This window comes from Streptomyces sp. NBC_00690 (assembly GCF_036226685.1).
Classification (GTDB): Bacteria; Actinomycetota; Actinomycetes; order Streptomycetales; family Streptomycetaceae; genus Streptomyces.
Genome location: NZ_CP109010.1, coordinates 315,274 through 335,986, shown reverse-complemented (window position 1 = coordinate 335,986; position 20,713 = coordinate 315,274). Strand labels below are relative to the sequence as shown.

22 protein-coding genes and 2 pseudogenes are annotated in these 20,713 nt (G+C 68.3%); 16 read left to right on the top strand and 8 right to left on the bottom strand.

Going from position 1 to position 20,713, the window contains the following annotated elements; all coding sequences use genetic code 11:
• The first annotated feature begins 1,136 nt into the window (after window positions 1-1,136).
• The 3 genes from OID54_RS39055 (at window position 1,137) to OID54_RS39045 (ending at window position 4,285) form a co-directional block, all read left to right on the top strand.
• Window positions 1,137-1,784: a helix-turn-helix domain-containing protein gene (locus OID54_RS39055; RefSeq protein ID WP_329028447.1), complete on the top strand. Its 648-nt coding sequence runs from the start codon at window positions 1,137-1,139 to the stop codon at window positions 1,782-1,784.
• On the top strand, window positions 1,781-2,269 hold the full coding sequence (locus tag OID54_RS39050; RefSeq protein ID WP_329028444.1) for a hypothetical protein: 489 nt from the start codon (window positions 1,781-1,783) through the stop codon (window positions 2,267-2,269). Before OID54_RS39055 ends, OID54_RS39050 begins: the two co-directional genes overlap by 4 nt.
• 414 nt (window positions 2,270-2,683) lie before the next feature.
• On the top strand, window positions 2,684-4,285 hold the full coding sequence (locus OID54_RS39045; protein WP_443055832.1) for an ISL3 family transposase: 1,602 nt from the start codon (window positions 2,684-2,686) through the stop codon (window positions 4,283-4,285).
• A gap of 8 nt (window positions 4,286-4,293) precedes the next feature.
• Here OID54_RS39045 and OID54_RS39040 read toward each other — a convergent pair whose 3' ends face one another.
• Window positions 4,294-4,569, bottom strand: coding sequence for a hypothetical protein (locus OID54_RS39040; RefSeq protein ID WP_329028443.1), 276 nt, complete (start codon window positions 4,567-4,569; stop codon window positions 4,294-4,296).
• A 1,291-nt stretch (window positions 4,570-5,860) separates the two neighbouring features.
• Complete coding sequence (locus tag OID54_RS39035) at window positions 5,861-6,703, bottom strand: hypothetical protein (RefSeq protein WP_329028441.1); 843 nt, start codon at window positions 6,701-6,703, stop codon at window positions 5,861-5,863.
• A gap of 160 nt (window positions 6,704-6,863) precedes the next feature.
• Between OID54_RS39035 and OID54_RS39030 the strand changes: the two genes are divergently transcribed.
• Entirely contained in the window at window positions 6,864-7,307 is a 444-nt protein-coding gene (locus OID54_RS39030; protein ID WP_329028438.1) for a nuclear transport factor 2 family protein, read from the top strand.
• Between the two features lie 30 nt (window positions 7,308-7,337).
• Here OID54_RS39030 and OID54_RS39025 read toward each other — a convergent pair.
• Together OID54_RS39025 and tpg (OID54_RS39020) are read right to left on the bottom strand one after the other, a co-directional pair.
• Window positions 7,338-8,172: pseudogene (locus tag OID54_RS39025) on the bottom strand (IS5 family transposase).
• Window positions 8,173-8,222: 50 nt separating this feature from the next.
• Complete coding sequence (gene tpg / locus OID54_RS39020) at window positions 8,223-8,816, bottom strand: telomere-protecting terminal protein Tpg (RefSeq protein ID WP_329028435.1); 594 nt, start codon at window positions 8,814-8,816, stop codon at window positions 8,223-8,225.
• A gap of 230 nt (window positions 8,817-9,046) precedes the next feature.
• On the opposite strand from tpg (OID54_RS39020), the gene OID54_RS39015 reads away from it, so the two are divergent.
• Window positions 9,047-9,205, top strand: a complete 159-nt coding sequence (locus tag OID54_RS39015; protein WP_329028433.1) for a hypothetical protein — start codon at window positions 9,047-9,049, stop codon at window positions 9,203-9,205.
• A 32-nt stretch (window positions 9,206-9,237) separates the two neighbouring features.
• A complete protein-coding gene (locus OID54_RS39010) occupies window positions 9,238-10,509 on the top strand; it encodes an APC family permease (RefSeq protein ID WP_329028431.1) in 1,272 nt (423 codons plus the stop codon).
• A gap of 16 nt (window positions 10,510-10,525) precedes the next feature.
• On the opposite strand, the gene OID54_RS39005 is transcribed toward OID54_RS39010, so the two are convergent.
• Window positions 10,526-10,888 (bottom strand): DUF6223 family protein, encoded by a 363-nt coding sequence (locus OID54_RS39005; protein WP_329028429.1) that lies wholly within the window; start codon window positions 10,886-10,888, stop codon window positions 10,526-10,528.
• A gap of 229 nt (window positions 10,889-11,117) precedes the next feature.
• Between OID54_RS39005 and OID54_RS39000 the strand changes: the two genes are divergently transcribed.
• Both OID54_RS39000 and OID54_RS38995 read left to right on the top strand, forming a co-directional pair.
• Window positions 11,118-12,245 carry a sensor histidine kinase gene (locus OID54_RS39000; protein ID WP_329028427.1) on the top strand — a complete coding sequence of 376 codons (1,128 nt, stop codon included), beginning with the start codon at window positions 11,118-11,120 and terminating at the stop codon, window positions 12,243-12,245.
• The gene (locus tag OID54_RS38995) at window positions 12,242-12,901 is read left to right on the top strand and encodes a response regulator transcription factor (RefSeq protein WP_329028426.1); all 660 of its coding nucleotides are present in this window, start codon (window positions 12,242-12,244) and stop codon (window positions 12,899-12,901) included. Before OID54_RS39000 ends, OID54_RS38995 begins: the two co-directional genes overlap by 4 nt.
• 182 nt (window positions 12,902-13,083) lie before the next feature.
• Here the strand turns inward: OID54_RS38995 and tpg (OID54_RS38990) are convergent, their stop codons facing one another.
• Both tpg (OID54_RS38990) and tap read right to left on the bottom strand, forming a co-directional pair.
• Window positions 13,084-13,641: a telomere-protecting terminal protein Tpg gene (gene tpg, locus OID54_RS38990; protein WP_329028425.1), complete on the bottom strand. Its 558-nt coding sequence runs from the start codon at window positions 13,639-13,641 to the stop codon at window positions 13,084-13,086.
• An 8-nt stretch (window positions 13,642-13,649) separates the two neighbouring features.
• Window positions 13,650-15,893 (bottom strand): telomere-associated protein Tap, encoded by a 2,244-nt coding sequence (tap, locus tag OID54_RS38985; protein ID WP_329028423.1) that lies wholly within the window; start codon window positions 15,891-15,893, stop codon window positions 13,650-13,652.
• A gap of 389 nt (window positions 15,894-16,282) precedes the next feature.
• Here tap and OID54_RS38980 point away from each other — a divergent pair.
• Together OID54_RS38980 and OID54_RS38975 are read left to right on the top strand one after the other, a co-directional pair.
• Window positions 16,283-16,858: pseudogene (locus OID54_RS38980) on the top strand (ATP/GTP-binding protein); the annotation flags it as partial.
• Window positions 16,859-16,860: 2 nt separating this feature from the next.
• Complete coding sequence (locus OID54_RS38975) at window positions 16,861-17,778, top strand: hypothetical protein (RefSeq protein WP_329028419.1); 918 nt, start codon at window positions 16,861-16,863, stop codon at window positions 17,776-17,778.
• Here OID54_RS38975 and OID54_RS38970 read toward each other — a convergent pair.
• A complete protein-coding gene (locus OID54_RS38970; protein WP_329028417.1) occupies window positions 17,768-18,136 on the bottom strand; it encodes a VOC family protein in 369 nt (122 codons plus the stop codon). The genes OID54_RS38975 and OID54_RS38970 overlap by 11 nt on opposite strands.
• A gap of 303 nt (window positions 18,137-18,439) precedes the next feature.
• Between OID54_RS38970 and OID54_RS38965 the strand changes: the two genes are divergently transcribed.
• The 6 genes from OID54_RS38965 to OID54_RS38940 all read left to right on the top strand — a co-directional run bounded on the left by OID54_RS38965 (window position 18,440) and on the right by OID54_RS38940 (window position 20,705).
• The gene (locus OID54_RS38965) at window positions 18,440-18,625 is read left to right on the top strand and encodes a hypothetical protein (RefSeq protein ID WP_329028415.1); all 186 of its coding nucleotides are present in this window, start codon (window positions 18,440-18,442) and stop codon (window positions 18,623-18,625) included.
• Window positions 18,626-18,630: 5 nt separating this feature from the next.
• Window positions 18,631-19,014, top strand: a complete 384-nt coding sequence (locus OID54_RS38960) for a DUF6233 domain-containing protein (RefSeq protein WP_329028413.1) — start codon at window positions 18,631-18,633, stop codon at window positions 19,012-19,014.
• 169 nt (window positions 19,015-19,183) lie between these two features.
• Window positions 19,184-19,663, top strand: coding sequence for a hypothetical protein (locus OID54_RS38955; protein WP_329028411.1), 480 nt, complete (start codon window positions 19,184-19,186; stop codon window positions 19,661-19,663).
• Window positions 19,664-19,760: 97 nt separating this feature from the next.
• Window positions 19,761-20,051 carry a hypothetical protein gene (locus tag OID54_RS38950; protein ID WP_329028409.1) on the top strand — a complete coding sequence of 97 codons (291 nt, stop codon included), beginning with the start codon at window positions 19,761-19,763 and terminating at the stop codon, window positions 20,049-20,051.
• 151 nt (window positions 20,052-20,202) lie between these two features.
• Entirely contained in the window at window positions 20,203-20,463 is a 261-nt protein-coding gene (locus OID54_RS38945; protein WP_329028407.1) for a type II toxin-antitoxin system Phd/YefM family antitoxin, read from the top strand.
• On the top strand, window positions 20,460-20,705 hold the full coding sequence (locus OID54_RS38940; RefSeq protein WP_329028406.1) for a type II toxin-antitoxin system RelE family toxin: 246 nt from the start codon (window positions 20,460-20,462) through the stop codon (window positions 20,703-20,705). The genes OID54_RS38945 and OID54_RS38940 overlap by 4 nt, the downstream gene beginning before the upstream one ends.
• Window positions 20,706-20,713: the final 8 nt, after the last annotated feature.

Here is a 20,713-nt window from a genome sequence, read left to right as displayed (position 1 = left end):
CATCGCTGCGCGATGTGCAAGCGCAGCGCCTCGCGGTGCTCGGCGCGTCCCCGCGTAGCGTGGACAGTCCCCTTTCGCTGCGCTTCAGGGGACTGGTGTAGTCGGTCGTTGCACTCCCGGCTTGGCCGCGCATCGCGCGGCCTTCCTGTTGGGTGTTGTGGTGCGGTGAGAGGCTGATTGGATTGGGGTGTTGGGGAGCGCGGTGCGCTCCCGGGTGGGTCCGCTGCGCTCCCCCACCGGAGAGTTGTTTCGGCTACGCCTCCACAACTATTGGAGCCCGCTACGCGGGCTTGGCTAGCTGGAAGGGGGTGGGGGTCGCTCGTTGGTGTTGGGTTTGAGTGTAGCGGGTGCATCAGGAAGATGCAGCATGTACCGTTGGCGGAAACACAGGACACCCCCAACCACCCGGGCGGGGCTTTGCTTTTGATGCAAGGTCAGCCCCGGAATTCGTTTCCCACCACTTGCGCGAGGATTGACGAATGGGGAGTTGCGGACCCGAGCCACAGAACGGTTCCTCAGATATCGGAAAGCTCGAATTCCGAGGTGCGGAGGTACCGGAGCCGAACGGCCCCCCGGGCCGGGCGGCGGAACCACTCACCGGCACCAGCCACGCTTCCATGCTTTTGATCGTCTCGGCCGGTACCACCCGAGACTCAGTGCCGCTGCTGCCGCCTACGGTCCGCAGCTGGTGCGCGGGCCCGCACGCGAAGCCTCGCGCGCCACGACGGAGTCCGAGCTTCGGGTTCTGGTGCTGCTGATGAGCGGTTTCCACGGCGTGTCGGTGCTTGATGACGGTGGGGAGAGCAGGTATCACGCGCGAGCGCATTCTAGAGAGAAGAGCCGTATGTTTCCGCAGGTCAGAGCGCTGAGGTCCAAAAGTTATGTCAGCCCTGGACTGACATAACTCGGTCGGGATGTCAGACAGTCCTGACCCAACGACATCGTTTCGTGGCACTACTGCCACGAAACGCGGGGTGGTGCGTCAGGAGCCTCTCGATAACGACTCGGAGACGAAGGTCAGTCCAAGGCTGACATTCGGGCGAGTTCGGTGTCAGTGCTGCTGCGTTTTGGTGGCACTACTGCCACGGTTCCCAGCTATGGTTCTGACGTCACGACGATCAAGGAGCAGCGACCCCATGAGCTCAGGGTCCCCGGACGGCAGCGCAGCGCCGCAGCTGCCTGGTGCGCCGTTCCGGCGCCGGCGGCGCCCGAAGCCGCCGCCCACCGCCTACAACAGGTCCTCCGGCGCCATGATCGAGCTGCCCGTCGGCCATGGCGCCCAGGTGTTCCCGGTGGGTTCCAGTACGGGGTTCATCGGTGAGGCGTTCTCCATGGACAGCCTGGAGTTCATGCGCTGGGCCGGTCTTCACTACGACGACGACCGGTTCGTCCTCGTGGTGCTGTTCACCCTGATGGGATCGCAGAAGCCCGGTGGGCTGATCGAGGCCACGCATGAGGACGTCGCCGAGGCCCTCGGATACAGCCGGCCTCACATCAGCCGGGTCTTCAACGTCCTTGAGGCCGACGGGGCGCTGCGGAAGCTCCAGCGCGGTGTGTACCAGCTGAACCCGGCCGCGTCGCTGCGGGGAGGGCTCAGGGAGCCGCGCAAGGGCGAGAGGAAGCGCTCCAAGCCGGGTACGAGCGACAAGGTGGAGCAGCTGGACCTGCTGCGCGAGATCATGGAGGACCCGGACGCACCCGAAGCGTTCCGGGCGATGGCCGCTCCCGGCGTGAAACTGCACGTGCGCAAGGAGTCGGATGGGGAAGGGAAGGCCACGTCATGACGTCCGCTGCCGCAGAGGAATGGGCGCCGCGCCGCAACGTGCTGTGGGGTAGCTTCAACGGCCTCGCGTACGTACCGCGGCTCCCTCCCACCGCCTACACCCTGCTGCTGCACATGATGAGCGGGCAGGAGCCCGGCGGCCTGGTCGTCGCCACGCACGACGAACTCGCCACCGGCCTCGCGATGGAGCGCGGCATGATCAGCCGGGCTATGCCCCACCTGGTCGCCGCCCGGCTCGTCATCGTGGTCCGTCGCGGACGCTTTCAGCTCCACCCGATGATCGCCGCCTTCAACGACCCTCGCGAACAGCAGCGAGCCGTCAAAGCCCTCCCCCGGGACATGCGACTGGACGTCGGCGACTTCGAGGACGAATACGAACGCCGCTTCCAGCACCACCTGGACGAGAAGGCCCGCAAGGCCGAAGCGAAGGCCAAGGGCAACATCATGCCCATCACCAAGCCGACCCTCCTCAAACGCGTCCACTGACCCGGGCGGCCGCCCGGCCGCCCGGGCAACATGGCGCCGCACGCCTTGGTGCGGCGCCATTCGCTTGCCCAGGGAAGTCACTCGGGGCTTCCAGGCGGTACATCGTTCCCGCCCAGGGGCAACTGCAAGCAGGACGGCCCGCACGAGCGTTCCGGAAGGCGCTGTACGAGGTCACCCGCCGGTACGGCGCCGTGTTCTTCGAGTGCTCGGGCCAGCCCACCGGCTCGCCGGTTGCAGCAACTGCGACCGGCGTAGCCGTCCCGGAGGCAGCGGGTGGCTTTGTACGTCAGTAGCGGCTCTGGTCCACTTTCTGTGGACGTGTACGCAGCGTGACTGTTGATCTTGAATGGATGTCGTGCGATGTCGCCCGGAATTCGCCTGCGGTGAGTGGGGGTTGGCCAAGAGTGCTTCGGCGTGAACGAAGTACGGACAATGCTCGAAGAAGTGCTGCTCGCATCGGTTGAGGGCGTCCACGTGGTGGCGGTCGAGGTGGCGGAGGCAGGTGTCCGGGTGGAGGCCCGGTCGACGATGGGCGGGGCGTCCTGTCCGAGCTGTGGACGGCGGTCAGTGCGAGTGCACGGGTCGTACCTGCGGTTTCCTCGTGATCTTCCGACCGCTGGCCAGCATGTGGTGTTGTCCTTGAGGGTCCGCCGGTTCTCCTGCACTGCGACTGCCTGCCCTCGGCGGACCTTTGCCGAGCAGATACCTGGCCTCACCCGCCGGTACGGAAGGCGAACCGAGCGGCTGCGCTCGGCCCTCGCATCCGTCGGCCTTGCCTTGGCCGGCCGTGCTGGCGCCCGGATGGCCCATGTCTTCGGCGCACCGGTCAGCCGCAACACCCTCCTGCGGCTGATCGCCTCGCTGCCGGATCCTGAGGCAGTGGTGCCCCGCGTGGTGGGCGTCGACGAGTATGCCCAGCGTAGGGGGCGGATCTACGGCACCGTGCTCGTCGACGTCGAGACTCGACGGCCGGTGGACCTGCTGCCGGATCGCGAGGCCGACACGCTGGCAGCGTGGCTGGCGAAGCGGCCCAGCATCGAGGTCATCTGCCGGGACCGTGCCGTCTTCTACGCCGAGGGCTCTACCCGCGGCGCCCCGCAGGCCCTCCAGGTCGCTGACCGGTGGCATCTGTGGCACAACCTCGGACAGGCCGCTGAGAAATGTGTCTACCGGCACCGCGGCTGCCTGCGGCCCGCGCCGGTCCAGCCGGCGGAGCCGGACGAGGCAGAAACGACGCCTGATTTACCTTCGCAGCCATGGCCTACGGGCCATCGGTTCGCCGAGCGGACCCGCGCCAAGCACGCGACCGTCCACGCGCTCCTGGCCGCCGGGCACAGTAAGCGGTCCGTCGCCCGGCAACTCGGCATGGGTCACAGCACCGTTCTACGGTTCGCCGGCGCTGCTACGCCTGAGGATCTGTTCACCGGTCAGTGGCAAAACCGCCGGACCGCCCTCGACCCTTACAAGCCCTATCTCCATGACCGCTGGCAAGACGGCTGCACCAACGCCTGGCAGCTGTGGGAGGAGGTCAAGGAGCAGGGCTACTCGCATGGTTACGCCAGCGTCCGCGACTACATCCGCTCCGTGCTGCGGGGCAGTCCCCAGCCCATTGGCCCGCGGCCACCGACGGCCCGCACCGTTACGCGGTGGATCCTCACCCACCCCGACGCTCTGCCGGAACCAGACCGAGTCCAGCTCAAGACTGTCCTGGCCGCGTGCCCCGAACTCGATGTCCTGGCGGCACACGTGCGCTCGTTCGCCCGCATGCTCACCCAACTGGAAGGTCACCGGTTGCCTGAATGGATCGAAGCCGCCAGCACCGCCAACCTTCCCGCCCTTCAGTCGTTCGCTCGCCACCTCGAACGGGACCTGAACGCCGTCATCGCCGGCCTCTCACTGCCCTGGAACTCCGGAGTCGTCGAAGGTCATGTCAACCGGATCAAGATGCTGAAACGTCAGATGTTCGGCCGCGCAGGATTCGAACTGCTACGAAAGCGCGTCCTGCTCTACTCCTGAAACCCCACTCAAGCCTCGTCCTCGACAAGCCTGAATCCTTCCGGGAACCCTTCCAAGAACTCCCGGCGGGCCAGATCGGGTTCGGCCTCGGCCATCGCCCTGAGCAGGTCGATCAGCTCCTGTCGCTGATCAGCTGAGAGTTGGCTGAACAGGTGGGTGACGCCCTCCAGGACCTTCACGGCATCGTCGGGGTCCATCTGCTCGTCTTCGCTGCCCTCGATGAACCACAGGGCGCCGACCAAAGCCTCGGCCAAGGCGTGGGTCAGAGACGGATACGCGGGCATCACAGTGGCCTCCCAGCAGGTCAACGGCAGAGTCAGGCCATACCACCACACCCCACTGACATCACCGTCCGTGAGCCTCCACAGAATGTGGACCAGAGCCTGGTCTCACCTACGCAGCCACAGCGGGCTGCTGCACGAGTAGGGCCGGTCTTGCTGTCAGTGCAGCGCCCGTGTGCCACCTGAACCGTGCGAATACTGCGCTGCGCTCCTCACCGGACGTGCAGCAGACCTCTTGCACCTTTCACCACCAGGAGCAGCGGGACATCGGCAGCCGCGCAGCACAAGGCGCTGCACCCGGCCCGTGACCGCTGACGACCTCGCGGGGCCGGGCAGGAGCGGAACGGTCTTGCACCCCATTGGTAGGTAGTACAGGTAGTACCTACGTGCGGGTTGAGATTCCTTCCCCTCTGAGAGCAGAGCTCGGGCCCGGGAGCAGCGAGCGGCGGCGACCGAGGGGGAGGGCGTGGGCGCCTGTCGTGAAGCCGTTGCCGAGGGACAGGGCGCTTTACCGCCGCCCGAAGCGCTGTGCGCGGCTGTGAGCGCCTTTCAGGCCCTTGACCGCCCTGGGGGAGCCCGGAGGGCGTCAGAGTGTCGTAGGCGGCTTCACAGGGCCGGGAAGGATCATGCGCTCCGGGTTGGCAAGGGTGGGCCTCCATGCGGGTGGCATCGGGTGGTGTGTGCCCGCGCGGCGAGCTTCGCTCTCAGAGGGGAAGGAATCTCAACCCGCACATAACTACTACCTGTACTACCTACCAATGGGGTGCAAGACCGTTCCGCTCCTGCCCGGCCCCGCGACGGCCGACGGCGCAGCGTCCGAAGGGCAGGATGCAAAGGGTGCAAGGCGGGTGGCGAGCCTTGATGGCAAGGGTCTGCCCGGCCGTACTTGCGGTACTTCGCCTACGGCGGGTGAGGAAGAGCGCGCCCGTCATCTGGTCAGTCAGTCCTAGGTCTTCCTTGTACGCGAGCGATCCCTCACTAACCGACAGACCCGATCCCTCACCAAACGACGGACTCGCTGATCCGCATCGGACGGTCCTCCCGGTCGGCCGGCTTCTTCGGCAGGGCCTGGGGGGAGATCGCGGCGGTGGCGTTGTCGGTGCTCACCCCGGGGACTCTTCCGGCGCGCGCCGGACCGCCCCGGGACCGATCCCGACGGCTACGCTCCGCAGCCGCGTTCGGAGGAAGTGTCACGCTGTTCGATGTGCTTGAAAACCGGGTTCGGCCCCGTGGATACGGGCCCGATGGTCAGCGTGACACCCCAACGTGACACCCGTGTCACGCTCACGCTCCGTCAGCGTGACACGGATTCCTGGCGGTTGTTGTGACCAGGGTCAGCGGGTTTCGGGGCGGGTGCGGGTGCGGGTGAGGAAGGCTGCCGGGCGCGGGTGAGGAACGCTGCGAGCGCACGGGCGGCGTCGGGTTCGGTGGTGGCGAGCCGGGCCGCGAACGCCAACTCGTCGCTGTCGGCGTTGGGGACCAGGCGGACGAGTTCGGTGAGCAGCGCGGCGTGGGCGAGGACCGGGGGCGGCAGAAGGTCGGTTGCGGCTTCGCGGGCGGCGGGGTCGCGGTAGTGCCCGCGGTGGGTGGCCAGGGCGTGGGCGAGCCAGGCGTCGACGTCGGTTTGGGCGTAGCCGCCCGTGCGGCGGGTGAGTTCGCCGCGGGCGGCTTCGTCGCCGGTGCGCGGTTCGGTCTGCTCCAGCGTGCCCAGCTCGCGCAGCGCCTGGAGCTCGTCGGCGCGAGCCGTGACGTGGGCGGCCTCACGCAGCTCGGCTTCCCGGGCGGCGGCCGCCGCGGTGTCGGCGGCGAGCTCGGCCTGGGCGACCGAGTCGCAGCCCGGGTCGTAGAGGGTGCCCGCGGGCGCGGCGGCGAGCAGCTGGTCGATGCGTTGCCACTCGGCGAGCTCCGCCGGGCGGCGCATGTCGTGCGCCGACTCCTCGTGCCGGGACGCCTGCCGGGTGTCGAACCACGCGTCATCGAGGGCCGCGGCGACAGCGTCGGCGTCCATCCCTGTCGCGCGGCGTCGGACGACGCCGCGGCCGATGCGGGCGGGGTCGACCGGCTCGCGGGACACCACGCGCGGGGCGAGCGGGCGGCGGGCACGGGTACCGCCGCCGGGCGGCCACATCCTGGTCATCATCGGCCTCGTATTCGTGGTGCGGGATTTGGGTGCGTTTCAAAAGTGGATCTTGATGATGCGCTGCCTTACTTAGGAGGTAATCGTCTCGGCCGGACTGTGGGGGCTAGGTTGGTGATCTCGCCGCGTGAGCAGGACGCGGACCATACGGAGGCCCATCATGCCCATAGCTACATCTACGAACACACGGACCGTGGTTGAGGAGTTGCTGCGCAGGATCGGTGAGGGCGACCCCGAGCGCACCGCCGAGCTGTACGCCGAGCGGGGCGATTGGAAGCTGAACTGGCCGGAGTCCGAGCACGGTCGTACTGCCACGCCCTGGATCCGTCATCGGTCCACCCGGGCCGACGCGGCCGCCCACTATCGCGAACTTGCCGAGCACCACGTGCCGGAGCAGGTGGCGACTGAGGTTGAGCGCATCCTCATCGACGGAAACGACGCGGTTGTGATCGGCGAGATTCGCCAGACCGCTCGCTCCACCGGACGTGCGTATCGCGCACGGTTCGCTATGCACCTCACCTTCGAAGACGGCTTGGTCACCCGGCACCATATCTACGAGGACAGCCTCGCCGTGGCCCAGGCATTCGACACCGGAGACCAGTGAAAGCCGCCAGGCCGAGCATGAGGACGCTGGTCACAGCCACTCGTTGATGGCTGCGACCAGCACGGTCGCTTCGTAGCGGACGGCCAGCTTGTCGTATCTCGTGGCGACCGCACGGTGGCGTTTCAGGCGATTGATTCCGCACTCCACCGCGTGGCGCTCCTTGTAGTCGGCCGCGTCGAACTTGGGCGGTCGGCCACCGTGGGAACCGCGTTTCTTGCGGTTGGCGATCTGGTCGCGCTTCTCCGGGATCGTGCAGCGGATACCGCGCTTGCGCAGGTAGGCGCGGTTCGCGCGGGAGCCGTACGCCTTGTCGGCGCGAACTCTGTCCGGCCGGGTGCGAGGCTGGCCCGGCCTGAGCCGGGGCACCCGGATACGGTCCAGGACCACCTGGAACTGCGGGGAGTCCCGCGCTGCCCGGCCGTGATCACCAGTGACATCGGCTTCTGGGCCTGCTCGACCGCCAGGTGGAGCTTGGTCGTCAGCCCACCCCGGGAACGTCCGAGCCCATGGTCGTCGGGCTCGGTGAAAACACCCCCCGGCGGCTCGACCTGCAGATCCCCTTTTTGCGGGCACCCGCCGCATGCTGATGAGCACGGGCGATGGTCCAGTCCACTGAGACGTCCCAGGTGATCAGCCCCTCGGCATCGGCCCGAGCCTGTAGTTGCTCGAAGATGCGGTGCCAGGTTCCGTCCCGCTGCCAACGCCGGAACAGTCCGTACACCGTGTCCCACGGGCCATACCGCTCAGGCACGTCCCGCCAGGGAGCACCAGCGCGAGTGCGCCAGCGTATGCCGTTTATCAACTGTCGCTTGGTGTGCACCGGCGGTCGTCCAGGCTTGCTTCCGACCGGGAGCAGCGGCTCCAGCTACGGCGACCCGTCGCGTTGCTTTATAGCAGGCCCTTAATTCGGGCGGGTCAGAATCGGAATTCTATTGTCGAGACGTGCGTGAAATCCGCGCGCAGGCCAGCGGCACGGGTGCCCCAATCCGTGAAATACGACTCCGTGATGGCCTCCGCGACGATGGGGTGAAGCTCCTCTTCCGTCGCACCGGCCTCCTGAAGCTGAAGGATCTGCTGCGTGTAGAAGGGCGAGATGTCCGTGGTGATCTGGCGCTCGCGGCCATCGTCCGAGCTGCCCTTGCAGGCGAATCCGAAGTACGCCGTGACCTCCACGACCATCCCGCTGGAGGTGGACGCCTGTTGACGTGCCCGTGCTCTGACCTGCGGTTGCCACTCGGATTCGGTCGCCTCCACCAAGGCGGCCTGGAGCCGCTTCTGCGGCTTCGTCACCTTGCCGGCCCTGTAACGCTCCACCGTCCGGCGCGAGGCGCCCAGGCGCTCCGCCACAGCCTTGGTCGACCCCTTCACCCGCGTGAGGAGGAATTCCACCTGTGCCTTCGGGGATTTCGGCGCGGGCCGGGTGAACACCTTCCGCTCCGCCCGCGCGAGGGCCTCCAAAACCTTGCCGCGGCGCGGGGCCGGCTGTGTCTGCTGCTCGTCATCGCTCATATCACCAGGACGCCCCCGGGTGCCTGTGGACAGAGGCCGATGCCCGCGCAGGTCGCGCCGGGCGCTGGCGTCCCGGCGCTCGTCCGTACGGTGAGGGCTGGGTGATGGCGAAGGCTGGCGGCCGCGGTCGCCCGGCCGGGGCGCCGGTGGCGTGCGAGGACGGCAACGGCAGTCACCCGAACGGGAGAAGCCGGTCTCTTACGGGCGGGCGGCCGTGCACAATGCCCGGCATGACCTATGTGAGCTCGTTCGGCGATATGGACACGGAGCACCAGTGGCCCGATGCGCTGTGCCTGTCCCGCACGCACTGCGTGAACGCTTCCGAGGAGACGATCGGCGAGTTCTACGAAGGCGCGATCGCGTTGATCGACGCAGGGATCGATCCGTAGAAGATGCGGTCGCGTCGCCGAGGAGTGAGTCCATGAGCAAGCCATCGACGGCAGCCGGGCCGCAGGAGTTGCAGCGGCGGCTCGGGGTGTCCGACGCCGTGGTGATCGGTCTGGGTGCGATGATCGGCGCGGGTATCTTCGCCGCTCTCGCGCCGGCCGCGAGCGCGGCCGATTCCGGGCTGCTGATCAGCCTGGTCTTGGCCGCGGTGGTCGCGTATTGCAACGCAACCTCCTCCGCCCGGCTCGCCGCCCGCTACCCGGCCTCGGGCGGCACCTATGTCTACGGCCGCGAGCGGCTCGGCGCCTTCTGGGGCTACCTCGCCGGGTGGGCCTTCGTGGTGGGCAAGACCGCTTCCTGCGCGGCTATGGCCCTCACGGTGGGCTCGTACGTGTGGCCCGGCCAGGCGCATGCCGTCGCGGTCGCGGCGGTGGTGGCGCTGACCGCGGTGAACTATGCCGGGGTGGAGAAGTCAGCGATGCTGACCCGGGTGATCGTGGCCGTGGTCCTGGCGGTGCTCGCCGCCGTGGCGGTCGCCTCCCTCACCTCTTCCGCGTCGAGTGCGGCCCGGCTCGGTGTAGGGGACGACGCGACCTTCGGCGGGGTGCTCCAGGCGGCGGGTCTGCTGTTCTTCGCCTTCGCCGGGTACGCGCGCATCGCCACCCTCGGCGAGGAGGTCCGCGACCCGCAGCGCACCATCCCCCGGGGTATCTCGATCGCCCTCGGTATCACCCTGGTCGTCTACGCCGTCGTCGCCGTCTCCGTGCTGAGCGTCCTCGGCCCGCAGGGTCTGGCACAGGCTGGCGCGCCCCTGTCGGACGCGGCCCGGGCGGCGGGCGCCGACTGGTTGGTGCCGGTGGTGCGCGTCGGTGGGGCGGTGGCCGCGCTCGGTTCGCTGCTCGCGCTGATCCTCGGCGTCTCGCGCACCACTCTGGCCATGGCCCGTGATCGGCACCTGCCCCACGGTCTGGCCGCGGTCCACCCGAAGTTCAAGGTGCCGCACCGGGCCGAGCTCCTGGTGGGAGCGGTGGTGGCCGTGGTCGCCGCGACGGTGGACGTGCGCGGGGCGATCGGGTTCTCCTCCTTCGGCGTCCTGGCGTACTACGCCATCGCCAACGCCTCCGCTTGGACCCTCACCCCGGACGAGGGCCGCCCGGCAAGAGTGATCCCTGTCCTCGGGCTGGCTGGCTGCCTCGTCCTGGCCTTCGCCCTCCCGCTGTCCTCGGTGATCTGGGGCGCCGCGGTCTTGGTCCTCGGCGGCGCCGCCTACGGGGTCCGGCGCGCGGTGGCCGCACGTACGCCGTGACCCGGCGGTCAGACGGTCATCCGATCGGCTGGCCGGCGCGACGGAAACGGGTCAGCGCCCGGCGGCCGAGGAACACTGCGCCCAGCCCCAGTGGGACGGCCGCGACGGCGCCGACGAGCCCGTTGCCTGTACCGGGGCCCCCGCTGGAGGTGGCCAGGTGCAGCACCGCGAGGACCGTGCCGACCGCCCCTACCGCGATGGCTGACCTTCCGCCGGTGCGCGCGCTGCCTGTGTCCATCCGGCCACCGGCGCGGGCCAGGGCCAGCCAGCCGATCATCAGGCCGAGCAACCCTGCCCCGAGGGCCAGGTTGGCCCCCGTCCGCCCGTCGCCGATGATCCCGCCCTCGGCAGCCGCTATCAGTACTGCTGAAGTACTCATTCCGCTCTCCTCCTTCTCCGTCGCTGATTCCGAGCTGTGATGCGTCTTGAGAATGCGCCCCGGCACCCTTGCCGGTCGTCCAGCAGGCGCAGGCACTTTCCCCTGCCGCAGGTGCGGCAGGCGGGTACTGCGGATACGGCAGGTGGCGCGCAAGTACCGCGCCCGCAGTAGTCGACCGCTCGTCCGTGGGCCCGACTCGCCCGCCACGTCTTCCGGTTACGGTGCCCCGATGAACAAGGGGCGGTTCACTGTTCCGACCAAGGTCACCGACTGGTCGATCGCTGCGGGGGTGGCGGCACTTGTGCTGGGCACCGGGCTGTCCGGGCCCCACCCGTCCGGGGGCCGCGAGGTGCTCGGCTTGGCGCTGCTGGCGGCCGGCGCGCTGGCGCTGTCCGCGCGCCGCCAGGTACCACTCGTGGTGCTGGCCGTCACCGGGCTGTCCGCGGTGGGTTACCAGGCGGCCGGGTTCGAGGTGCTCGCCGTCTCCTACCTGGTCGCGGTGTACAGCGCCGTACGCGCCGGGCACCGCGTGCTCACCCTGGCCGCGTCCATGGGCCTGCTGGCCGCACTCCTCCTCACCTCCCTGGCCTTCCCGGGCGGTCCTGCGCGCGAGGTCATGACACAGGCCCGGACCACCCTGGAGATCGCCTGGCTGATCGCCGCCTTCGCCGCAGGGGAGGCGGTGCGGCAGGCCGAACGGCGGGCGGACGAAGCCGAGCGCACCCGCGAGGAGACCGCCAGGCACCGGGCTGATGAGGAGCGGCTGCGCATCGCGCGGGAGCTCCATGACTCGCTCACTCACCAGATCTCGGTCATCAAGGTGCAGTCCGAGGTCGCCGTCCACGTGGCCCGGCGGCGAGGCGAGCAGGTGCCGGAGGCCCTGCTCGCGATCCAGGAAGCCGGCCGAGAGGCGAGCCGTGAGCTGCGCGCGACCCTGGAGGCCCTGCGCGACGACGACCTCACCCCACCACACGGGCTCGACCACATACCGGACCTGGTGAAACGGTTCCAGACGACCGGCCTGGAGACGGCGCTGACAGTCCAAGGGCACCCGCACCCGGTGCCGGCCGCAGTAGGCCGCACCGCTTACCGGATCGTTCAGGAGTCGCTCACCAACGTCTCACGGCACGCCTCCGCCACCACCGCCGCGGTCCTGATCGACCATCTTCCAGGCGCCCTCGCCATCCGCGTCGACGACAACGGAAAGGCCACGCCCGACACCGCGCCGACACCCGGCCTCGGGCTGCTCGGCATGCACGAACGCGTCACCGCCCTGGGCGGCAGCCTGCGCACCGAGCCGCGCAGCACGGGCGGCTTCACCGTCCGGGCCGAACTCCCCTTGAGCGGAGCGTTGTGATCCGGGTCCTGCTGGTCGACGACCAGCCGCTTCTGCGCAGCGCCTTCCGCGCCCTGCTCAACCTCGAAGACGACATCGAAGTGGTGGCCGAGGCCGCCGATGGCGAAGAGGGCCTGGCGCTCGTCAGGAAGCATCTGCCCGACGTTGCGCTCATCGACATCCAGATGCCCGTCATGGACGGCATCGAAGCAACCCGGCGCATCGCCGCAGACCCGGCCCTGGCCGGCGTACACGTCGTCATACTGACCAACTACGGCATGGACGAGTACGTCTTCAACGCGCTGCGCGCCGGTGCCGCCGGGTTCCTCGTCAAGGACATCCTCCCGGAGGACTTCCTGCACGCCGTACGCGTCGCCGCCCGCGGTGACGCCCTGCTCGCGCCCGCGATCACCCGCAAACTCATCGACCGATACGTCACCCAGCCGCCCCCCACCCGCACCGGCGGCCTGAAGGAACTGACCAGCCGCGAACGCGAGGCCGTGGCCCTCACCGCACAGGGCCTGTCCAACAACGAGATCGCCGACCGCATGGTCATCACCCCGCTGACCGCCAAGACCCACATCAACCGGGCCATGACCAAGCTCCACGCCCGCGACCGCGCCCAGCTCGTGGTCCTCGCCTACGAATCCGGCCTGGTGACCCCGCGCACCTCCTGATGCACCGCTGACCGGTCAGGCGCTCTTTGCCTACACGCAGAAGCGGCTCAGCCGTATCGGCCAGGCCGATTGAGCTGCGAAGCGGCTCGCGGTCCGGGCCTTGAGCCGGACCTCGAACGGACAGGCTTGTGAGCCCCGGACCGATGCGGTCCGGGGCTCACAGGCTGTTCAGGACGCGTCTGCTAGAGGTCGAACTCGAGGTGCTCGATGTCCGTGAACCGGACCTCTTCCAGACTTCCGGCGCGGCGGCCGTTGTCCTGGAAGTAGACCTCCTTGAGGGCTTCGGCAGCGATCTCCTGGAGCCGGGCGTCGCTGGCACCCTGCTCCTGGGCGTCGAAGAGACGGGCGGCGTAGCGCGGGGGCAGGGCGACGGTGAGGTGGCGGATGCGGTCCTCGTCCGTTGAGTCGATGGGGGCTGTGTAGCCCATGCGGGCGCGGGTGTCGATGACGATGCCGCCCGTGGACGCCGCCTTCTCCTTCGCTTTGGCGCGGATTTGGGGCTGCCATCGCTTCTTGACCTCGTGTTCCATGCGCGCGGCCAGTTCCTTGCGGGGTGTTTTGATCTGGTCCTTCACATACCGTTCGACGGTGCGCTGGGAGATGCCGAGTAGTTCGGCGACCGCCTTCGTACCCTTGTACTGCTTGACCAGGTACCGCATCTGCGGGCCCGCGGTCTTGGGTGCTGGGCGGGTGAACGCCTTCTGCACCGCTTTGTTGAGGCCGTCCCCGATCAGACTCATCGCCTGCCCTATTCTCCGTTGTCGACGTCGGTGACGGTGCCGTCCTTGATGTACCGGGCGAGGTTGAGTTCCGGTGCGTTGAACCGCTCGCGAACTTCCTCGCCCCACAGCACGCTCTGGGTGCCCTCGTGTTTGACCAGGCCGGGGTTGATGCCGAGCTTGAACCCACCTGGGAGCGGCTTGCCCTCGCGATAGGGGAGGAAGTCGAGGGGGCTTTCGCCGTCGGCGGCGTAGACGACGCAGTCGGAGAGGATCGCGACCGGGTACTGCCCGGTGAACGCCGCGTGCTTGACGATCTTGCGGTGGAGGTTGATCCGGGTGCGGGAGATGACCGCCGCGCGGATGTCCGGGCGCCACGTCGGACGGGACAGCGCGCGCCACGGCTCGCCCGACCGCCAGCCCTCACCGCGCGGCCGTTCGCGGAGCTTGCCGAGGCCGCCCTTCACCGTCGCCTTGATCGCCGAGACGACGATCGCGAGCTCCGGGTCACGGCCCTTGTATCCGTTCATCGCCGTCAGGAAGTCGGCCGGCTCCGTGTCGGTGTGGACGCCGAGGTCGGCCATCGTGGCGAGGTAGGCATCGCGCAGCCGGTTGTACCAGCCGTCCAGGTAGCGGCCGTTCTCGTACCGGACGTACGCCTCGGTCGGCGTCACGTCGTAGCCGAGCTCTTGGGCGTAGGCGACGGTGGGCGTCGCGTACCAGGCCGGCCCTTGAGGACGGTCGCCCTTCGGCGTGAACGGGGAAGGCAGCAAACTGCTGTCCAGGTCCGCCCATTTGTCCTTGCCGACCTTCACCCGGGACAGATCGACGTGGGACAAGTCCACCAGCCACGAGCCGGGGAGCTTCGGGTCGAACACCGGGGCCTTGACATGCGCGGGGGCTCCGAGGCCGACGTACAGGCCATTCGCGCCGGCGGCGAAGGCCATGTTCACGTCCAGGCCCACCAAGTGCCGCTTGGTGCACTCGGCATCGGTCATCGGCCGCGCCCAGTCGTACGCCTCCTCGAACAGCTTCTCCCCGGGGCCGCGGACATGGAACCGGGGCAGGTTCTTGAGGAGGGGGTGCCCGTCCGGTGCCTCGCACGGGGCGCAGTCGACGGGGTCCTTGCCCAAACTGCCGGGGTTGTGCTCCGAGGTGCGCTTTCCGTCCGCGTCCGGCTCGGAAGCCCGAGTCGCCGGGTGCAACGCGGTCATCAACTCCAGCCCCGTGACGGCCGTGGAGCCGCGCGGCGTCATCACCCGGGACGCGTACACACCCAGCACCCAGGCGAGCTCCGCTGGCGGAAGCTGCCCAGCAGGGCCCCAGAACCGGGCGTCCAGCGCGTTCCACGACGGGATGCACAGCTGGACGCACTGGCGGTCGGAGCCCTTGGCGGGGCGGTAGATCCGCGCCCACGGGCCGAACCCGCGCTTGGTGAGCTGCCACTCCGCGCGGACCAGCTGCTTGACAACCTTATGGCCCTCAGGCAACCGCCCAGAGAGCCGCTCCTCCTCGGTAAGGGCGACCGGGAGGCCATAACGCTCGCACGCGGCCTCGGTGAGCACCAGCAACGGATCAGCCGGCTTCCCCGGACCGGACAGCTTCGGCGCCCCGAGCCTCGCCTCCCGCAAAGTCCACTCCACCAGAGACGGCAAAGACTTCGCAGGGACTTCCAGGACCAGGCCGCCCACGCAGTACGCCAACACCTGCCCGTCCTCAACATCGACGACCGCCAGCGGACCGTTCTCGAACCGCGGATCAACGGCGGCCGGGGCCGCGGTGGTCCTGGCCGGGGCGGCCTTCTTCGCGCCGGGGCGCCTCGACGTCGACGGCCTGGCGGTGCGCGCCGGGCGGGACGCGGCGACCGGAGCAGCAGCAGGGGCGGGGGGTTGGGTGTTCTCGTGCGCAGTCATGACCGCAGCCTCAGACCCCTGACCTGTGGACAGAGCCTCGGCCTCAGCCGGGGCGGGTGCACTGGTGAACGTCTCGGGCACCGGCACCGGCATCGAGGCGGGGACGACGGCCGGAGCGGGCGCCGGGTAGAGCTCGGCCAGCTTCTCCAGCAAACGCGCGTACGCCTCACGCTGCGGCGGCCGCGGCTCCGTCTTCCCCGACTCCCACGACACGATCGTCGGCCTGCGCACCTTCAACGCCGTGGCCACCTGCTCCTGCGTGAGGCCATGCGCTTTGCGCAACCGCTCCCGCTCGGCGGGCGGGGGCAGCGGGGACTGCCCGGCAACCAGGGCGTCAACCGCGTCGAACAACTCGGACATGAAACACCTCCTACCCAACATTCTAGCATGAATCAAACATTGTGCGTACTAGCAGCGTACTTTCTGCGTACTTCTCAAACCCGTGATGCGTCGGGGCAGGCAAATCGAACAGGCGTATCATTTAGGTCATGGCTGATACCGACTGTCCTGTCTCTGTGATGTGTGGGCAGTCCCGCTCTTCTGTAGGCATGTGCGGCTGCGTCCCGGTCATGTGTAGGCAGGTTCTGGAGAGTTCCGGTCTTACGTCGATACGGCGGTCACCCCGCTCCTACGGTCGAAGCGGCTGGTCGGCGTCGTACCGGAGGACCGGATGGATGCATGTGAGGTGTCGGCGGAGGACGTCGAGCTGGAGTACGTCAGCGCGGCCGGGATCCGTGAGCGGGGGTCTGTTCCTCGGCCTGCCTGTGATCGGCCCGAGGCACAACACCATCGACGTCACCAGCGCCGTCTGCCAAGTGCTGATCGAGGCCCGCACAGACCTGGTCCTGGTCGACGAAATCCACCTGCTCAACCACGCCACGATCGCCGGTGAAGACCTGTCCGACCACCTGAAGTACTTCACCGAGCACCTGCCCGCGACCTTCGTCTATGCCGGCATCAACGTCGAACAGTCCGGGCTGTTCACCGGTATCCGCGGCAAACAGCTCGCAGGCCGCTGCGTCCTCGTCCGCACCGGTCCCTTTCCGCTCAACGCCGAGTGGCGGTCCTTGATCGCCTCCATGGAGAACACTCTCCGCCTCCACCGGCACGAGCCGACCACCTTGGTGACGATGGCGAAGTACCTCCACCAGCGCACCGGCGGCATGATCGGAAGCCTCTCCCATCTCGTCCGGGCAGCGGCCATCTCCGCGATCCTCGACCAGAGCGAGCGGATCACGCGGGCCACGATCAAGAGCATCCGCATCGATCACAGCAGCGAGTCCTCCGGCCACGGCCGCTCCTCGTCCCTGCCCCGCACAGGGTGAACGTGTTCCGCCCAGCGCTGATCCGCTCTCTGCCCATCCAGCTGCCGCCGTTTCCCGGCGAGTGCGAATCGTCCTACTGGGCTCGGCTGGCCCTGGCCAACCATGTCCCTCTGGCCCGATTGCGAGCCCCATCACGCTGGCTGGAGTCCAGCCTGAACAGCGTCGATGTTCTCTGCGTCCTCAGCGGCCAGTCTCGGCAGCACCTGGCGCGCACACTCTCTGACTTCCAGTCCGACGATCGCGCCGAAGGCCCAGCCCCCATCCCGGACGATCACGTTCTTCGGTGGGCCTGCCGCCGTTGCGTCGTCACGCGCACCGGCGCAACCCTTCCCGCCCAGATCTGGGCGCCCCTCCACGACAACGTCTGCACCCGCCACAAACTATGGGTCGGTCAGCACGTTCACGCGCCCGAGGAGCAACTCGATCTGTCCCGCACCCCCGATGTCGTTCGAGCACAGCTGAAGTATTGGCGCCTTCGCCGACACCACGGACAGGCCCTCATCGACATCTGCGAGGACGCCACCGCACAGCTCTGGAACGGCCTCGCCCACCGCCACTACCGGCTCGTCCGCCGGGCCGAACTCCTTCACGACCTCGTCCGAGTCAAAGGGCCAGAGGTCGAGCCGGACAGGAAGGCACCCTGGCTGACAGCAGCCGGGTTCCCCGAACGCGTCGCCCTGATCAATATGTTCGCGTCTCCTCACTGGAGGAAACTGGCGATGAGTGACGACTTCTACGTCTCTCTCAGCAGCATCGCCCAGTTCCACCAGCGCTTTCCCACCGAGAGCCCAATCCGCGGCACCAGCCGCATCTGGCTCACGAAAACCGTCAAGTCATCGGCCGCAGAGATCGAGTACCAGCTCGGCAACCCCGACGGCATAGCCACACTCATTGCCGCGAGAACGCCAATCAGCGCATGACGATGCAGAAGGGATGCCCAGCAGGGTCGGTGAGGACCCGTGCCTTGTCATGCGGCTGGTGATCCGGCTTGCCCGCGCCCAGCTCCAGCAGCCGGGCCTCGGCCTCGTCCAGGCTCTCCGCGACCTTGAAGCAGATGTGAAGCTGCTGGGGAACGATCTGGTCAGGCCAACTCGGAGCCCGGTAGTCCTCGACCCGCTGGAAACCGATGAAGAGTCCGTCCTCACGGTTGAGACCGGCGAACTCGGCGTCCGACTTCGGGTGTGGTTCAAAGCCGGTGGCCTGCTGATAGAACGCCGCGAGAGCCAGCGGATCAGGGCAATCGAGTGTTATCGCGACCAGTTCCATCTGCAGGGGCATGAGACCTCCGAGTCGATCAGTGGACTTCCGTGCACGCCAAAGAGGCAGCTGCCTACGGACGAGCGGGACGGGGAGAGCGCGTTCGTCCCACCCGACTGTAAGCACAGCAGATCAGAGCCACGCCATGCCAACAGTTATCTGGGACAGGACACCGACTTCCCCAACGACCTACGCGACGCCCAGAGGCGGCTTCACCAGACCCGGGCCGCGTATGAGGAGCTGTGCCGGGAGCTGCCGTGGTCGGTCGATCCCGCGCCGGGCTGGGAAGGCGACAAGCAACTCCACAGCGACCGCCGATCCGGGATGCCGGACAGCCCCGGCTACAGCGCCGAACAACAGGCGGAGGAGGCGCGGCTGCGCGGTCTGCTGCTGGAACTGTCGACCACCGTGTCGACGCACGCCTTCTGGCAGACGTTGAGCGGCCCGGAGTTGGTGGCCGCCCGGATGGAACTGAAGCAGAGCACCCTCGATCCTGCGGATACGGACTGAGTGCTGTGCCCGGCCTGTCTGATGCCGAGCGGTTGGAGGCGCTGCGTTTCCTGCGCCGGGTCCAGGCCCGCGAGCTCGAACGGACCGAGCGGTGGATACGGGAAGCCGAACAACGCCCAGTCCGCGATGGTCAGCCAGGCCCCGGTCGGCCGGCGGGCCGCCTGACCCCCGCAGCGCCCTCACCTCCGGTGTCGCGGGTGCCGGACTGGGTGCTGGAGAAGAACATCACCGGCCCCGTCGGCGTCCACACCGGCGACTGCTGGGTACCCCCCGACAACAGCCAACCCCTCACCCGCGACCAAGCAGTTCAGGCCGTCGCCGACGGCGCGGCAGAATGCCCCGCCTGCCACGCCCACACGGGCCTCGCCGTACCAGAACAGAGCGAATAGCACGGGCTCCCCCGCAGCGCGAGGACCCTGGAGACAGCCTCGAACGGCAGGTCCGGGCAGGCTTGCCCGTTCGGATATGAACGGATGTTTCCGGACGGGTTGGTGGCAGTTTCCGGTCCGGCGTGCAGGTTCCTGAACCGGGGATCGGATCCGGGCTGACGATGGCGCCGTGAAATTTTCGCTGACGCTCCGGACCCCATACCTAGCCGCCGCTGGCGGCCTGGTCGCTGTTCTCGCTCTGACCGCCTGTACCCAGTCCCCGGCCGGTCATGATGACCGGCTCACCAAAGCGGCAGGCATTGCCCGGGTCTCCCTCATCGTCCCGAAGGACCTGTGGACGGAGACAAAACCCGTCGGCAGTGGCAAAAACGCGTTCAAGGCCAAGATGGCGGAGCTCGCCGACGGGCCTCGGGCCGGACGCGGTCTGGTAAGGGTCACGATGAGTGGGGCGGGCATGGTGTCCTACCTCAAGGAACTGGACTCCAACGCCCACCCGTCGAAGCTCAACGGCACGAGGGACAACACCGCGGCGTCCCGGCGGGTCTACGACGCTCTCGCGCCGGCGGTCGACCGGATCAAGGCCGCCACGAATGCTGACGATCCCGAGCCGGAGGTTGTCATCGACGACACCATCCCGGACAAGAACTGAGCGGGCGACGCCATGGGCATTCGAATGTGAGGGAAGCGGAGACGAACGCTGCACAAGGGAACCTCTAGCTGGGCGTGTGCTCGGTACGGTGACGCCCATGACGCAACCAAGTGAGTGGGAGCAGGGCCTGCTGGGTGCTATCGAGCCGGCGCCGAGCGGGCCTGCCGGCACGGTGCGGGTGGTCACTGCCACGAAGGTCCGGGAAGTGAACGCCGAGGAGGCGGAGGACTTCGGCATCTCCACCGACCGACTCTGCCTGGTGATCAACCACATCTTCTATGACGCCGACGACGACGTGCTGCGGCACACGGTGACCGTCGACTACAGCGGCCACCCCTACGTCACCCGCGGCGAGCCGACTCCGGAAGACATGGCACGACGCGAGTAGACGACCAGGACGCAGACTGCGAGACCACGCCTGTCGGCCTCTCGCGCCGCGTGTTCCGCACGGGCCAAGGCCAGTCGCTCCGAAAGGCGAGCTACGGCCGAGCAGCTGCGGAAGCCTGCTCACATATGGTCACTTCTGTAATGTGGCGTGGATGACGGAGACGACGTACTCGATCGTGGAGGCCCGCGCCCGCCTCGGGGCCATCGCCCGGGAGGTCAGCGCCACCCGTCAGCCGGTCGCGATCACCGACCACGGCCATACCATCGCGATACTCATGAGCCCCGCGGACGCCCTGGAGCTCCAGGAGCTGCGCGCGCTGGCCGCCTACCGTGCCCGTCAGGAACGCGGCGAGGACGCCGGCGTCTCCCACGACGAGGCGTACCGCCGGGTGTTCGGCGGTACGGAGGCGTGAGGTACGAGGTCATCTGGGAGCCCGAGGCCCTCGCCCAGGCCGCGAAGTTCGCCCAGGACGACCCCGACGGAGTACGGCAGGTGTTCACCGCCGTCGACCGCCTCGCCGACCACCCCCGGCCGAAGGGCGCGTTCGGCAGCAGCGACCTGCTACGCATCCACGTCGGCCGCTACCGCGTCCTCTACGAGATCAGCGCGCAGAAAGTCCGCGTCAGCGTCATACACCTCGGACGCCTCCGCTGAGACTTGAG

Excerpts from the sequence above, each read along its gene's own strand:
- OID54_RS38970 (WP_329028417.1), bottom strand. The coding sequence starts at position 18,136 with ATGCCCCTGCAGATGGAACTGGTCGCGATAACACTCGATTGCCCTGAT.
- tap (WP_329028423.1), bottom strand. The coding sequence starts at position 15,893 with ATGTCCGAGTTGTTCGACGCGGTTGACGCCCTGGTTGCCGGGCAGTCC.
- OID54_RS38945 (WP_329028407.1), top strand. The coding sequence starts at position 20,203 with ATGACGGAGACGACGTACTCGATCGTGGAGGCCCGCGCCCGCCTCGGG.
- OID54_RS39005 (WP_329028429.1), bottom strand. The coding sequence starts at position 10,888 with ATGAGTACTTCAGCAGTACTGATAGCGGCTGCCGAGGGCGGGATCATC.
- OID54_RS39010 (WP_329028431.1), top strand. The coding sequence starts at position 9,238 with ATGAGCAAGCCATCGACGGCAGCCGGGCCGCAGGAGTTGCAGCGGCGG.
- OID54_RS39040 (WP_329028443.1), bottom strand. The coding sequence starts at position 4,569 with ATGCCCGCGTATCCGTCTCTGACCCACGCCTTGGCCGAGGCTTTGGTC.
- OID54_RS38950 (WP_329028409.1), top strand. The coding sequence starts at position 19,761 with ATGACGCAACCAAGTGAGTGGGAGCAGGGCCTGCTGGGTGCTATCGAG.
- OID54_RS39050 (WP_329028444.1), top strand. The coding sequence starts at position 1,781 with ATGACGTCCGCTGCCGCAGAGGAATGGGCGCCGCGCCGCAACGTGCTG.
- tpg (WP_329028425.1), bottom strand. The coding sequence starts at position 13,641 with ATGAGTCTGATCGGGGACGGCCTCAACAAAGCGGTGCAGAAGGCGTTC.
- OID54_RS38965 (WP_329028415.1), top strand. The coding sequence starts at position 18,440 with ATGCCGGACAGCCCCGGCTACAGCGCCGAACAACAGGCGGAGGAGGCG.
- OID54_RS39035 (WP_329028441.1), bottom strand. The coding sequence starts at position 6,703 with ATGACCAGGATGTGGCCGCCCGGCGGCGGTACCCGTGCCCGCCGCCCG.
- tpg (WP_329028435.1), bottom strand. The coding sequence starts at position 8,816 with ATGAGCGATGACGAGCAGCAGACACAGCCGGCCCCGCGCCGCGGCAAG.
- OID54_RS39055 (WP_329028447.1), top strand. The coding sequence starts at position 1,137 with ATGAGCTCAGGGTCCCCGGACGGCAGCGCAGCGCCGCAGCTGCCTGGT.
- OID54_RS39000 (WP_329028427.1), top strand. The coding sequence starts at position 11,118 with ATGAACAAGGGGCGGTTCACTGTTCCGACCAAGGTCACCGACTGGTCG.
- OID54_RS39015 (WP_329028433.1), top strand. The coding sequence starts at position 9,047 with ATGACCTATGTGAGCTCGTTCGGCGATATGGACACGGAGCACCAGTGG.
- OID54_RS39030 (WP_329028438.1), top strand. The coding sequence starts at position 6,864 with ATGCCCATAGCTACATCTACGAACACACGGACCGTGGTTGAGGAGTTG.